The organism is Rhizobium sp. BK591 (genome assembly GCF_014195045.1).
In the GTDB taxonomy this organism is placed as follows: domain Bacteria; phylum Pseudomonadota; class Alphaproteobacteria; order Rhizobiales; family Rhizobiaceae; genus Rhizobium; species Rhizobium anhuiense.
In genome coordinates this window covers 557,157-570,686 of record NZ_JACIAZ010000001.1, presented here as the reverse complement: position 1 = coordinate 570,686, position 13,530 = coordinate 557,157, and the positions used below count along the sequence as shown (strand labels likewise).

The 13,530-nt window shown below is 61.9% G+C and carries 12 protein-coding genes and 1 other RNA gene; all 13 read right to left on the bottom strand.

The window, feature by feature from the left end:
- Positions 1-7 precede the first annotated feature (7 nt).
- The 13 genes from mraY to FHX10_RS02620 all read right to left on the bottom strand — a co-directional run bounded on the left by mraY (position 8) and on the right by FHX10_RS02620 (position 13,455).
- Positions 8-1,108, bottom strand: coding sequence for a phospho-N-acetylmuramoyl-pentapeptide-transferase (gene mraY / locus FHX10_RS02680; protein ID WP_003541415.1), 1,101 nt, complete (start codon positions 1,106-1,108; stop codon positions 8-10).
- Between the two features lie 22 nt (positions 1,109-1,130).
- Complete coding sequence (locus tag FHX10_RS02675) at positions 1,131-2,564, bottom strand: UDP-N-acetylmuramoylalanyl-D-glutamyl-2,6-diaminopimelate--D-alanyl-D-alanine ligase (protein ID WP_063474587.1); 1,434 nt, start codon at positions 2,562-2,564, stop codon at positions 1,131-1,133.
- Positions 2,561-4,081: a UDP-N-acetylmuramoyl-L-alanyl-D-glutamate--2,6-diaminopimelate ligase gene (locus FHX10_RS02670; protein ID WP_063474586.1), complete on the bottom strand. Its 1,521-nt coding sequence runs from the start codon at positions 4,079-4,081 to the stop codon at positions 2,561-2,563. The genes FHX10_RS02675 and FHX10_RS02670 overlap by 4 nt, the downstream gene beginning before the upstream one ends.
- 6 nt (positions 4,082-4,087) lie before the next feature.
- A complete protein-coding gene (locus FHX10_RS02665) occupies positions 4,088-5,848 on the bottom strand; it encodes a peptidoglycan D,D-transpeptidase FtsI family protein (RefSeq protein ID WP_047610954.1) in 1,761 nt (586 codons plus the stop codon).
- A complete protein-coding gene (locus FHX10_RS02660) occupies positions 5,848-6,366 on the bottom strand; it encodes a hypothetical protein (RefSeq protein ID WP_063474585.1) in 519 nt (172 codons plus the stop codon). Before FHX10_RS02660 ends, FHX10_RS02665 begins: the two co-directional genes overlap by 1 nt.
- Before the next feature lies 1 nt (position 6,367).
- Positions 6,368-7,393, bottom strand: coding sequence for a 16S rRNA (cytosine(1402)-N(4))-methyltransferase RsmH (gene rsmH / locus FHX10_RS02655; protein ID WP_063474584.1), 1,026 nt, complete (start codon positions 7,391-7,393; stop codon positions 6,368-6,370).
- A 17-nt stretch (positions 7,394-7,410) separates the two neighbouring features.
- On the bottom strand, positions 7,411-7,848 hold the full coding sequence (mraZ, locus tag FHX10_RS02650) for a division/cell wall cluster transcriptional repressor MraZ (RefSeq protein WP_024320776.1): 438 nt from the start codon (positions 7,846-7,848) through the stop codon (positions 7,411-7,413).
- A 427-nt stretch (positions 7,849-8,275) separates the two neighbouring features.
- An RNA gene (gene rnpB, locus FHX10_RS02645) (RNase P RNA component class A) lies at positions 8,276-8,673 on the bottom strand.
- A 53-nt stretch (positions 8,674-8,726) separates the two neighbouring features.
- Positions 8,727-9,902 (bottom strand): NAD(P)/FAD-dependent oxidoreductase, encoded by a 1,176-nt coding sequence (locus FHX10_RS02640; protein ID WP_063474583.1) that lies wholly within the window; start codon positions 9,900-9,902, stop codon positions 8,727-8,729.
- Positions 9,903-9,911: 9 nt separating this feature from the next.
- The gene (locus tag FHX10_RS02635; RefSeq protein WP_029868444.1) at positions 9,912-11,099 is read right to left on the bottom strand and encodes an NAD(P)/FAD-dependent oxidoreductase; all 1,188 of its coding nucleotides are present in this window, start codon (positions 11,097-11,099) and stop codon (positions 9,912-9,914) included.
- Between the two features lie 99 nt (positions 11,100-11,198).
- A complete protein-coding gene (locus FHX10_RS02630; RefSeq protein ID WP_029868443.1) occupies positions 11,199-11,726 on the bottom strand; it encodes a lytic transglycosylase domain-containing protein in 528 nt (175 codons plus the stop codon).
- A 263-nt stretch (positions 11,727-11,989) separates the two neighbouring features.
- Positions 11,990-12,751 (bottom strand): N-acetylmuramoyl-L-alanine amidase, encoded by a 762-nt coding sequence (locus FHX10_RS02625; RefSeq protein ID WP_029867954.1) that lies wholly within the window; start codon positions 12,749-12,751, stop codon positions 11,990-11,992.
- Positions 12,748-13,455: a J domain-containing protein gene (locus FHX10_RS02620; RefSeq protein ID WP_029867953.1), complete on the bottom strand. Its 708-nt coding sequence runs from the start codon at positions 13,453-13,455 to the stop codon at positions 12,748-12,750. The genes FHX10_RS02625 and FHX10_RS02620 overlap by 4 nt, the downstream gene beginning before the upstream one ends.
- Positions 13,456-13,530 lie beyond the last annotated feature (75 nt).

Sequence of the window (13,530 nt, the reverse complement as noted above, 5' to 3'; positions counted from 1 at the left end):
CGCCGCCTCACCGCAGCTTCAGCGTCGAGAGGCCGAGCATGGCAAGGCCGACGGCGACGATCCAGAAGCGGATCACCACCTGGCTTTCGGTCCAGCCTTTCTTCTCGAAGTGATGATGGATCGGCGCCATCAGGAAGACGCGCCGGCCGGTCATCTTGAAGAAGCCGACCTGGATGATGACCGAAAGCGTTTCGATGACGAAAAGGCCGCCGATGATCGCCATGACGATCTCGTGTTTGGTGGCGACGGCGACGGTGCCGATCGTGCCGCCGAGCGCCAGCGACCCGGTGTCACCCATGAAGATGGCGGCCGGCGGCGCATTGAACCAGAGAAAGCCGAGGCCGGCGCCGATGACGGCGCCAAGCACGACGGCAAGCTCGCCGGTGCCGGGCACGAAATTGATCTGCAGGTAGTTGGCAAACACCACGTTGCCGGCGAGATAGGCGATGACGCCGAAGGAGGCGGCGGCGATCATGACAGGCACGATGGCAAGCCCGTCGAGGCCGTCCGTCAGGTTGACGGCATTGCCGGCGCCGACGATGACGAAGCCGCCGAAGACGACGAACATGATGCCGATATTGATCATGAAGTCCTTGAAGAAGGGAAACGCGATCGAGGAGCCGAAGGTCGAACCGGCAATTCCCGAGGCAAGAGCGGTGCGCATCATGAAATAGACGGCGATGCCGGCAATGACGAATTCGATGCCGAGGCGCGCCTTGCCGGAAAAGCCCATATGGCTCTGCTTCGTCACCTTCAGATAATCGTCGTAGAAGCCGATCGCACCGAAGCCCAGCGTCACCAGCAAGGTGGCGACGACGTAGACGTTGGAAAGATCGGCCCAGAGCAGCGACGCGCCGACGATGCCGGCGAGGATCATCAGCCCGCCCATGGTCGGCGTGCCGGCCTTCTTGAAATGCGTCTGCGGCCCGTCGGCGCGGATCGGCTGGCCCTTGCCCTGCCGGATGCGCAGCGAGTTGATGATCGTCGGTCCGAACAGGAAGACGATCAGCGCTGAGGTGAAGAGAGCGGCCCCTGTGCGGAAGGTAATATATCTGAACAGGTTCAGAAACTTGAAATATTCCGACAGTTCGACAAGCCAGATCAGCATTCAGGGCCCCTTGTTTACCCGATCAAAGTTCGCGTTGCGTGTCGGCAAATGACGGGAACTTGTCAAGGAGCGCGGCGACGATCTTGCCGAAACCGATGCCCAGAGACGATTTCACCATCAACACGTCGCCTGGCGCGACCGAGTTCAATACATAATCCGTCAATTCGCTCGTGTTCTCGCGATATTCGACATGGACGCTCTCCGGCAGCGATTCCTTGAGCGCAGCCATCTCGGCTCCAGCGAGCCAGACATATTCGATGCCGGCAGCAAGCAGCGGCACGGCGAGGTCGGTATGGACCTTCTGCGCATAGTCGCCCATCTCCAGCATGTCGCCGAGCACGGCGATACGGCGTCCGCGGCCGGTCGGCTCGGAGGCAGCCAAGAGTGCGATCGCCGCACGCATCGAGGCCGGATTGGCATTGTAGCTCTCGTCGATCAGCGTGAAGCTGCCGCCGCCGATCGAAAGCCGGTGGCGCTTGCCCCTGCCCTTTTCCGGCTTCAGCGTCGCAAGCGCTTCGATCGCCTTCTCCATGTCGGCGCCGACGATCCTGACGACCCCGAGGGCTGCCAGCGCATTCTCGGCGATATGGCGGCCGGGCGCGCCGATCGCGACCTCCAGCGTCTCGCCGCCGATCGTCAGCCACAGCGTCGAATTCTCGTCGGAGCCATTGAACTCTGCGAGCCGGAATTCGGCCTTGGCATGCTGGCCAAAGGAATGGATATGCTCGATGCCGAGCGACTGCGCCGTGCGGTCGAGGAAATTGAACTGGTCGTTGTCGCGGTTGAGCACAACATGGCCGCCGGGTTCAAGTCCCTCAAAGATCTCGGCCTTGGCGGCGGCGATTTCCTTGATGTTCTTGAAATTGCCGAGATGCGCCGGCGCGATCGTCGTGATGATGGCGACATCGGGACGGATCATCGCCACCAGCGGCCGGATCTCGCCGGGATGGTTCATTCCGACTTCGAAGACGCCGTAATCCGTATCCGCAGGCATGCGCGCCAGCGTCAGCGGCACGCCCCAATGATTGTTGAAGGAGGCGACGGAAGCATGCACCTTGCCGGAAGGCGACAGCACATGCCGCAGCATTTCCTTGGTGGTCGTCTTGCCCACAGATCCCGTCACCGCGATGATCCGGGCCTTCGAGCGCTCGCGCGAGGCAAGGCCGAGACGGCCGAGTGCCGCAAGCACATCTTCCACGACGATCATCGGCACCGTCAGCCGACCCATGGCCGGAAGCCTCGCCTCGCTGACGACAAGAAGGGAGGCACCGTTCGCCATCGCCATCGACGCGTAATCGTGACCGTCGACACGATCACCCTTGATCGCGAAGAAAGCCTCTCCTGGAGTAATCGAGCGGCTGTCGATGGAAATGCCGGTGATGCCTTCGGGCAGAGTGCCGAAGGGGCGCCCCGCCATCGCTGCGATCATGTCTTCGGTCGTCCAGAGCCAGCTCAAGATTTCAGTTCCTCCAAGGCCTTGCGCACCTCCGCATGATCGGAAAACGGCAAGGTGACGCCGCCGATCGTCTGCCCTTCCTCATGCCCTTTGCCGGCGACGATCAGCGTATCGCCGGATCTCAGCATGCCCACAGCCTCGCGGATCGCCGTGGCGCGATCGGCGATTTCCGAGGCGCAGCCTGCTGCCGCCATGATCTCCGCCCGGATCGAAGCCGGTTCCTCCGAACGCGGATTATCGTCGGTGACGATGACGACGTCGGCAAGCCGGCAGGCGATTTCGCCCATGATCGGCCGCTTGCCGCGGTCACGGTCGCCGCCGCAGCCGAAGACGACGACGACGCGGCCGGTGGTGAAGGGTCGCACCGAGCCCAGCACGTTTTCCAGAGCATCCGGCTTGTGGGCATAGTCGACATAGGCGAGAGCGCCATCTTTCGTATGGCCGACGAGTTCGAGACGGCCGGAGGCGCCGACGAGCTTCTCCAGCGCCGCCATCGCAACCTTCGCGGCCACGCCAGTCGACATGGCAAGCCCTGCCGCAACAAGCGCGTTGGCGACCTGGAAATCGCCGGCCAGCGGAATGTCCACCTCGAAGATCTCGCTGCCGATATGGATCTCGGCCGTCTGCTTGTGGCGGAAGTGCTCGACGCGCTTCAAGGAAAGATAATTGCCCTTTCGCCCGACGGTACGAACGTCGTGACCGGCATCGGTCGCCGACTTGATCGCCTGCGCCGACCACGGATCGTCGGCGAAGATCACCGCCGGCGACCCCTTCGGCAGCAGCGTATCGAAAAGCCGCATCTTGGCGGCCATATAGGCTTCGACGGTCGGATGATAATCCATGTGGTCGCGGCCGAGATTGGTGAAGGCGGCGGCGGCAAGCTTGACGCCGTCGAGACGGCACTGGTCGAGGCCGTGGCTGGAAGCTTCCATCGCGGCATGCGTCACGCCTTCTTCGGCGAGTTCCGCCAGCAGCTCGTGCAACGACACCGGATCGGGCGTCGTCAGCGAGCCATATTCGTTGCGCGTCGGCGAGACGACCCCCGTCGTACCGATCATCGCGGCCGCATGGCCCGCATGCGCCCAGATCTGCCTGACGAAGGAGGCAACGGAAGTCTTGCCCGCCGTGCCGGTGACGGCGACCATGGTATCGGGCTGCCTGCCGTGGAAACGCGAGGCGGCGATGGAAAGGAAGCGGCGCGGTTCCTTGACCGCAAGCACCGGGATGGAAGCATCGATAGCTTGAGAGGCGATCGCGACAACAGCGCCGCGGCCGGCGGCATCCGCGATGAAACCCACGCCGTCCGCCTTGGTGCCGGCGACTGCGACGAAGGCATTGCCCGGCGTCACCTTGCGGCTATCCGAAGACAGGCCTGAGATATCAATCAAGCCTGCCGGGCCTTCGAGCTGTGCTTCAAGTTCCGGAAACTGATCTCCGGCCAGGTCTCGCAATTTCATCGAATGCACTTTTCTCTCTTGAAGCCGGTTCACCCCTCGCGAATCGGCGTCGATATTCATTCACACTCAATAAGACACCAGCAAGGCCGAACCGCCCTCCCCGAATTTCGGCTCGATGCCGAGAATGGGGGCTGCGCGGCTGATGATCTCACGAGCGATCGGGCCGGCCGTACCGGCAGAGATCGTTCCGCCATATTGCTTCTCACCGGTCTTCGGCTCGTCGCAGAAGGTGATCACGGCGTATCTGGGATCATTGATCGGGAATGCGGCAATGAAGGAATTGAAATTCAGCGTCGCCGAATAACGCCCATTCACCACCTTGTCGGCGGTACCGGTCTTGCTGCCGACGGCAAAGCCCGGCACGCGGGCGACACGTCCGGATCCCTTGTATCCGTTGAAGTCGAGGAGATAGCGGATGTTGTCGCTGGTCGACTTCTTGATCACCTGCGTGGCGATCTGATCGGCCTGTTCGCGCGTGCGCGGCAGGAATGTCGGCTCGATCAGCTTGCCGCCGTTGACGAGGGCGGCGGCGGCGACCCCTGTCTGCAGCGCTGTCGTCGAGACGCCGTGGCCAAAGGAAATCGTGATCGAATTGATCTTCTTCCAGACACGCGGCTGGCTCGGCATCTTCACTTCGGGCAGCTCGGTCTGCATCTTCGTCAACAGGCCGAACTTGGTCAGGTAGTCCTTCTGCGCGTCGATGCCGACGATGTCGATGACGCGCGCCGTACCGATATTCGAAGAATACTGGAAAATCTCGGGGACGGTCAGCCAGCGGCGCTGCCCGTGAAAATCGTGGATGGTGAAGCCGCCGATATAGATCGATTTGCTGGCGTCGAAACTGTCGGTCATTTTGACCTTGCCGGTGTCGAGCGCCATGGCCAGCGAAAAGGTCTTGAAGGTCGAGCCCATTTCGAAGGTGCCGTTGGTCATCCGGTTGAGCCAACCTTCCTTGGCGCCTTCCTGCGGATCGTTCGGATCGAAATCCGGCGCCGACGCCATCGCCAGCACTTCTCCCGTGTGCACGTCGATGACGGCGGCTCCCGCCCCCTTGGACTGGAAGTTGTTGACGGCGTTGACGACCGCGTCGCGGACGATGTTCTGCACGCGCAGGTCGATCGAAAGCCGCACCGGCTCGAGCGGCTGGTCACTGGTCATGCCGACCGAGGCGAGATCGGCAAGTCCCTGGTCGTCGATATATTTCTCCATGCCGGCGACGCCGCGGTTGTCGATGTTGACGTAGCCGAGGATATGCGCGGCGGTCGAGCCGCCCGGATAGAAACGGCGCTTCTCCGGACGGAAGCCGATGCCGGGAATGCCGAGCGCCAGGATTTGGCTCTGCTGCTTCGGCGTCAGCTGCCGGCGCAGCCAGGCAAAATGCGAGGTCTTGACCGAGAGCTTCTTATAGGTGTCCCTGACGTCGAGTTCGGGCAGCACCGTTGCAAGTTTCTCGACCGCCTCATCGGCATCGACGATCTTGTTGGGCTCGGCAAACAGCGAGACGGTACGGATGTCGGTCGCCAGCACCTCGCCGTTGCGGTCGAGAATGTCGGGGCGCGAGGCCATCAGCCGGTCGGGCGGCAGGATGCTGGAGACGACCTCCTGATCCTTCATCGCATATTCGACGAGACGTCCGCCGATAATGACGTAGACACCCATGAAGCCAAGAATCAGCAGGCCGACGCGGCTTTTCGCCTGTCCTGATTTTTTCTTGCGCGATCCCTCGATCGCCAGGCCGGCGGGCGAAGGACCGCCGAACCGGTTATAGACGCCGGCGGAGAAATGCGCTTGGCTCTTCAAAACCATGATGCGGGAAAGAAACGACATTATTCCACCGACCCCGTTTCGATCTCGTCTGCGCCTGCGTCGTCCTCCGCCCCGCCATCAGGCGCCACTGCGCCGTGCGGCTCCGCCGCGCCACGCGGCGCAGGCTGGGGAATGGGCTGTATCTTGGAGGTACCAGTCGCGCCTTTGGCGCTGGCCACGGTCGCGCCCTTGGCGCCCGCTCCGGCCGCGCCGTTGGCTTTGGCCTCCGTCACGTCGGGCACGGGAACCTCGGATTTCAGCATCGGCAATTCCTTGGCATGCACCAGCGCCGTCGACGCCGTCGGCTGCAGCTGCAATTCGTCATTATAGGCCTTGACCAGCCGCTCCAGCCGGTTCGGCTGCGATTGCAGCGCCCAGTCGGCCTTGAGGAGGTCGATCGTATCCTTCTCGAGCTTGATCTCGGCTTCGAGGCGATGAACCTCCTCGAGCTTCAATTCGGCGCGATGTTTGATCGTGTAGGTCACGGCGGCGGTGGCCGTCATGACGCCGATGAGCACGAGATCGAAGGTTTTCAGCATATCAACCACCAAGCTTTCCGAGGCTGGCAAGATTGGGAAACCCGAAGAGCGACATATCCGCGGCCTCGGCCGCAGCGTCCGTCCTCAGGCCGGCGCGCAGCTTGGCGGAGCGGGCGCGCGGATTGATCTCCGCCTCCGCCTCGCTTGCCGAAACCATCGGCTTGCCGATGGCCGCAAAGGTTGCCGCCCGTTCATGCGCGACCGGCAGATGCCGCGAACCCGACGCCTTGCCGGCGCGGTCGGAGAAGAATTTCTTGACGATGCGGTCTTCGAGCGAATGAAAGGTGACGACGACGAGCCGCCCGCCGGGTTTCAGCGCCGTCTCCGCCGCAAACAGCGCTTGCGCCAGCTCGCCAAGCTCGTCGTTGACGAAGATGCGCAGCGCCTGGAAGACGCGCGTTGCCGGATGGATCTTGTCCTTCATCTTGCGCGGCGTGACGAGCTCGATGAGACCGGCGAGATCGCGTGTCGTTTCGAACGGCTTTTCGGCGCGGCGCTTCTCGATCGCATGGGCGATGCGCGGCGCCTGGCTTTCCTCGCCGAGAAAATGGAAGATGCGGATGAGATCGGCGACCTTGGCGCGGTTGACGACATCGGCGGCCGAAACGCCTGTCGCCGACATGCGCATGTCGAGCGGTCCGTTTTTCTGGAAGGAGAAGCCGCGTTCCGCCTCGTCGATCTGCATGGAGGAGACGCCGATATCGAGCACGACGCCGTCGAGCCCGCCTCGCGGCGCATGATCGGCAAGATGCGAGAACTGCGAATGAATAAGCTTGAGACGGCCGCCATGGGCGGCGACCATTGCTTGGCCAGCCGCAATCGCCGTGGGGTCGCGGTCGAGCGCGATCACCTCGGCGCCGGCCGCCAGGATGGCCGAGCTGTAACCGCCCGCACCGAATGTACCGTCGAGGATGAGTTTGCCGGAAGCCGGCGCCAGCGCCGCAAGGACCTCTTCGAGAAGAACGGGAATGTGACGAACCGATCCGCCACCGGCATCAGTTGAACCTCCGCCAGGATTCGCCACCATTCCGTTTCCTCGTTCTTTCAGGAACGCTTGCCCGCCAGCTTGCGTTCCCCTCGTGCCTGCGCCTGCGCAGCCACAAAAGCCTGCGGCTGCCACAGCTGAAAATGATCCGCCCGACCGACGAAAGTCACTTCGTCCGAGATGCCGGTAAAGCCGCGAATGAAATCCGTGACCATCAGCCGCCCCTCGGCGTCGAGCTTCATGAAGACCCCGCCTCCATGAATGAGAAGCGACATCTCGTTCGCATCCGGCGAAAACGGATCCTCCGCAGCAATCTGCCGTTCGAATCTCTCGAGAAGATCCGGACCGCCGACGCTGATCGCCGGAAACACAAAATCCTGAAAGCAATAGAGCTCCTGGACATTGCGCTGCGCCAGCACGGAACGGAACGCCGACGGCACGGAAACCCGGCCCTTGGCATCGATCCTGTTGGTCGCGTTCGATAGGAAGCGGCTCATTACACGAAACATCCGTTCCCGCAGGGATCCGGACAAAAAGACGCCCGAAACTCCCAATATCAGACACAGCTTCGCAAGCCGGATGAGCAAAAACCCGTCCGACGCTTCCGGAGAGGAAGACGCCTTTGCTTTGCGATGAATGGGCAAATGATTGCCCTGGTGCAGTGCGCATTTGGGATAGCATGGGACCATATGGGCGTCAATGGGATGCGCCCGTTTTGCAATAGACGCATGATCAAAAATTTATAAGCCGTTAAGTTTAACAAAGGGTTAGGATCACCCTCCCGCAGGAGGCGCGCAACCACACTTTCGCAAAAAGAATTTCCACTCGCGGGGTTGCATGAGCATCCGCTTGAAATCATTCGATTTCAGAGGCTTATATGGAAGTGATGTCTGAAATCGTGGGTTTTCCGCGCCACAAAAGTTAATCGCCAGTTGGCCTGTAAGCCGGGTTCTGTATGGCTCCGGCGTGAACCGGAACGTGGCAGCCATTCCTCTGGGACAGCGCTCGCACGCTGCCTCGCGCAACCCACCCGGATGACTGGCCTGGAAACCGGCCGGAAGGCCTTTCGGCCCGCCGCGTCATCCCTATTCGGTCTTGCTCCCGGTGGGGTTTACCGTGCCATTTCCGTTGCCGGAGATGCGGTGGGCTCTTACCCCACCCTTTCACCCTTACCTGTCATGACAGGCGGTTTGCTTTCTGTGGCACTTTCCCTGAGGTCGCCCTCGCCGGACGTTATCCGGCACCGTGTTTCCGTGGAGCCCGGACTTTCCTCACCCTACCGCCTTTCGGCATTGGTAAAGCGCGGCTGCCCGGCCAACTGGCAGGGGTCCCATAAACGAGAGAGATGGCAATTGCTATCGAAATCAAAAATTATTTATCGAAATTGCGGTGTGAAATCCGTGGAGTAGCCTTGTTCGCTGATTCTGCCCGACAAAAGCAGCTCAGCCCCAAGCCGGCCGATTTCGTCGGAGCTCTTGGCCGACGTGCCGGCGCAGCCCGTCAACACCGCGATCTCAGGCGACGAGGTGTAGCCGATCATCGGATAGCCGCTTTCCGTCTGCGACACGACGCAGGCCGCCGTCGATATCGAAAGCGGCGCCAGATCAGGCACCAGACCGGCAACGATGCGTTGAAGATGCGCGCGCACGCTGTCGCGCCCTTCCGTCTTGAACCAGGCACGCATTTCCGTATCGTCGCTGAGTGTCACATCGTCAGGGTCGCCACCGATCTTCAGGTAGAATTTGCCGTCGGGATAAAGGATCGGCGGCAGCAGGTAGATATGGATGTCGGGCGTATCGACAATGAGCGACGGCATGGCGGCTAGGCGCGCCGCCTCCGTCTCGCTCACCTCGAACAGCGTCACGGTCCGGGCATAAACCGTCAGGGCAACCGGCCGCGACAACAGATTCTCGGCAATGGAAAATCCGCCCGCCGCCAGCAGCACCTTTTCAGCACGATAGGTCAGGCCGCCTGATGTCTTGACGACGGCAAAGCCGCCCTCGCTGCGGATCGAGACGACGTGGTCGCGAATGATGGTGGCGCCCGCCTTTTCCGCCAGCAGCGACTGCGCCTTCACCAGCTTGCGCGGGCTGATATGGCCGGCCCCTCTCACCTCGAAGACACCGGCGCCATCATCAGGAAAGGCGAAGAAGGGAAAGGCAGCCTTCAGGCCCGCTCCATCGAGAAGGCGGGTCTCGACGCCGAGCGAGACGGCCGCCTGCCGGGTTCTCTCGAGATAATCGCTTGCCCTCGGCGCGACGACAACACAGCCTGCCTCGCGATAAAAGTCGACGCCACTGTCGCGGGCGATCTCGCCATAACGGCCGATCGAGCGGTTGGCGAGCAGCGCCCAATTGCGGTCGGGATCGATGGTGCGGGTGATGCGCCCCTCGTCGTAGTGGCTGGCGAAGACGCCCTGATGCGCCTTGCGATCACCAGGCTCGTCCGGGCCGATCACCGCGACGCCGTCCGCCTGCCGCGCCAGATGCCGCGCCGCCGCCGCCCCCATCAGCCCGCGGCCGACGACGATATATTTGAAATCGACTGCCATCATGTCCTCCTAGGCGAAAACGGGCGTCAGTTCGCGGCCGAAATCCTCATCCCCGAGCTGCCCTTCCGCCAGCAGCACCGCTCCGAGGCGCCCGAGTTCGTCGGAGGATTTGGCTGCAACGAAATTGCCGCCGGTCAGCACCGCAATACGCGGCGACTGCGTATATCCTACATAGGGATAACCGGTCGGCGTGAAATTCGCCGCGCAGGGCGCCGAGGTCACGCGGCAGCCGGCAAGCTCCGGCATCAACTGCAAGGCGACACGCGAGAGATGATCGCGCTCAGCGGCGCTGCCGTCGGAACGGAACCACGCGCCGGCATCCTCCAACCGCTCGAAAGAAAGCGCCTCGGTGTCGCCGCCGAGTTTCAGATAGGTTTTGCCATCGGGATAACGCACCGGCGGCAGGATATAGATGTGATCCTCTTCCCGGTCACCGAGCACGATCGTCGACGGCATGTCCGCGAAAACAGCCATCTCGCGTTCACCGATCTCGTAGAAGGCCACCGTGCGCGCCATGACCCTGGTATCGACCGGACGCGGCAGCAGGGCATGGAAATTGCTGAAACCGCCGGCGGCCACCAGCACGCGCTCGGCGCTGTAGCATCTGCCGCCGGCTGTCACCTCGACATGGGAACCGGCATCACGCACGGATGTCGCGATTGCCTCGATCAGCGAGACGCCGCCCTGCTCGGCAAGCGTAACCTGCGCCCGCACCAGCGCCCGTGGGTTGATGTAGCCGGCGCGTCTGCGCTCGAAATATCCTGTGAAATCAGGATCGATGGCAAGATAGGGAAAACGTTGGCGAAGTTCCGACGGCGCGATGGTCTCGATATCGCTGCCGAGCGTCCGGCTGACGGACAGCGCCCGGTTGATATAGTCCTGCTCATCCGTCGGGGTCGGGCCGGCAAAAAGGCAGCCGACCTCAGAATAGAAGGAAATGCCGCTCTTTGCCTCGATCTCGCGGTAGCGGTCGAGCGCGCGGGCGGCGAAGCTTCCCCAGGCCAGATTGCCATCGAAGGTGCGGGTGATGCGGGCTTCGTCGTAATGGCTGGCGAAGACGCCATGATGGGCCTTGCGCTCTTCCGGCTCGCGCGGGCCGATCAGCGCGATGCCGTCGGCCATTGAGGAGAGATGCCGTGCGGCGGCGGCACCCATCATGCCGCGTCCGATGATGATGAAGCTGAAATCGACTGCCATGTCCCACCTTGTTTTCAAGGCGGAATATCACGGCAAGTGCGCTCCATCATACGGCAAAATTGCCGCAAGGCAATTTTGCCGGGACGCGCCGAGCTATGCTCAGTCGAGCATCGCCAGGACCTTGCCGCAATAGGTCTTCGACACCGGGTTCATGCGCGTGGCGGCATGGCCGGCATTGTATTTCAGGATCGTGTTGCAGGTCTGCCCGCCGCCGAGCTGATGGGCGGCCGCCAGATATTTCATGCCGTATTTGATGTTGGTCTCGGGATCGAACAGGCCCTTCCTCGTGCCGGAATATCCCATCATCCGCGCCGTCGCCGGCTTGATCTGCATCAGGCCGACTTCGCCGGCACTGCCGCGGGCATTCGGATTGAAATTGCTCTCGACGCGTACGACAGCCTGGGCGAGTGCGACGGGCACGTCGTATTCGGCGGCATATTTATTGATCAGCGCGGCATAGGGAATGCTGGCGGAAAAGTCGGGCATGGCATAGCCACTCTGGCGGTCGACGGTCTTCAGCGGGATGGTTTGCGCCCTGACGCCCCAATCATCATTCGCCGAGGCAAAGTTATACCCCGCCAGCAGCATGCCGAAGCACGCCGCAGCGCCAACAATCAACTTCTTCATATAGTCTCTTCACTCCGACCCAAAGAATTGCAGGACTGCGCGCCTCGCCGTCATTCGGTCACACGCGAGCAAGGACTGATCGCGTTCCGTAGCAATTCTTATCGTTTCATTTGGCGCTCATGGTTACACTTGAAAACAGCCGTGAGCGCCGTTCAGCGGGCGTCCTTAGACCATCGCAATGAGGAGATAATAGGGAAATGATGTGGCGAGGCGGTTTTCTCGCCGGCCGCGAGGAATCCGCTCCTGATATCAGGCTGTTCCGATCAGGAATAACGCGGCAGCGTCGATAGCAGCCGGTGCAGCGTGTCGATCGTCGAGAAATCGGCGATGCCATCCACCCTTTCGGGCCGGAAATGGCGCTGGAAAGCCTCCACGTCGCCCGCCATTTTTTCGGAAAATTCGCCTGTAATTTCAGTGCCGTAACCATAGAGCGACAGCATCGACTGCAGCGCTTCGACAGGCTGGCCGGCATCGCCGCATTGGAAGAACCGTCCACCGGTGATCTTTGCCGGCTCGACCCAGTGCCCGACACCCGCCCGGTGGAGCTCGGCCCAGGGGAATTTCTCGCCCGGATCGACCTTGCGGATCGGGGCGACATCGGAATGCCCAAGCACCCGTTCCGGCGCGATCGACCAACGTTTGACACAGTCGCGACACAATTCAATCACCGCGGCGATCTGCTCTTTTGGATAATCCGGGAGCCCGCCGGGATGGCCGGCATTGGCGATCTCGATGCCGATCGACAGCGAATTGATATCCGTCTCGCCGTGCCAGCTACTTTTTCCCGCGTGCCAGGCACGCCGTATTTCCGGCACGAGCTGCACCACCTCGCCGTTCTCATGCACGAAATAATGGCTGGAAACCTGGCTCTCGGCGCGACAGAGCCAGTCGAGCGCACCATCTGCCGTCGGCATGCCGGTATAATGCAGCAGGATCATATCCGGACGGCGCCCGTCTGCCCGCTCGCCGTGGTTCGGCGAAGGCTGCACGCGGGCGCTCCTGCAATCGGCCTCGAAAGAGGTCATGCGGCGCGGCGTTCCTTCTCGATCGCCGCATAGGCCGCATTCAGCGCCGCCATGCGTTCATTGGCGATGACATGGAATTCCTTCGGCACGCCGCGCGAGATCAGCCTGTCGGGATGATGTTCGCTGACGAGGCCACGGTAACGGCGGCGGATGGTCGGGAAATCATCCGAAGGCGAGACGCCGAGCACCTTATAGGGATCGCCGCCGGACGAGACGTGGCGGGCGGCGATCTGCTCGAAGCGGGTTTCGCTCATCTGGAAGATCTCGCCGATATGGTGCAGGAAATTCAGTTCCTTCTCGTGGATCAGCCCATCGGCTTTGGCGATGTGGAAGAGGCCGTCGAGCACGTCTTCCAGCACCGGGCAATTGGCCGCACAGGTAACGCAGAGCGTGGAGAGCCGTTCGGCATAGGCTTCGTAGCCGGCGACATCCTGGCGAGCGAGGTTGTAAAGCCTGGCGACGTTCTTGGCCTGATCCTCAGGGAATTCGAAGATTTCGCGGAAGGCTTCGACCTCCTTCTCGCTGACGATGCCGTCGGCCTTGGCCATCTTGGCCGACAGCGCGATGATCGCCACGGAGAAAGCCACCTTACGCCGGGTCTCGGGATCGCCTTCGAAAACCGTACGGATAGCCTCGACCACCGCAGACAACGCATTGCCCGCGGTATTGCCAATGGCATTCAACAGTTTTTCCCAGAAGGACATCGAAAATCTCACAGACTTGTCAACTTATAGCAAACAGCTTGACCAAAGAATCGCAGCCTTTGCAAGGCGACTATT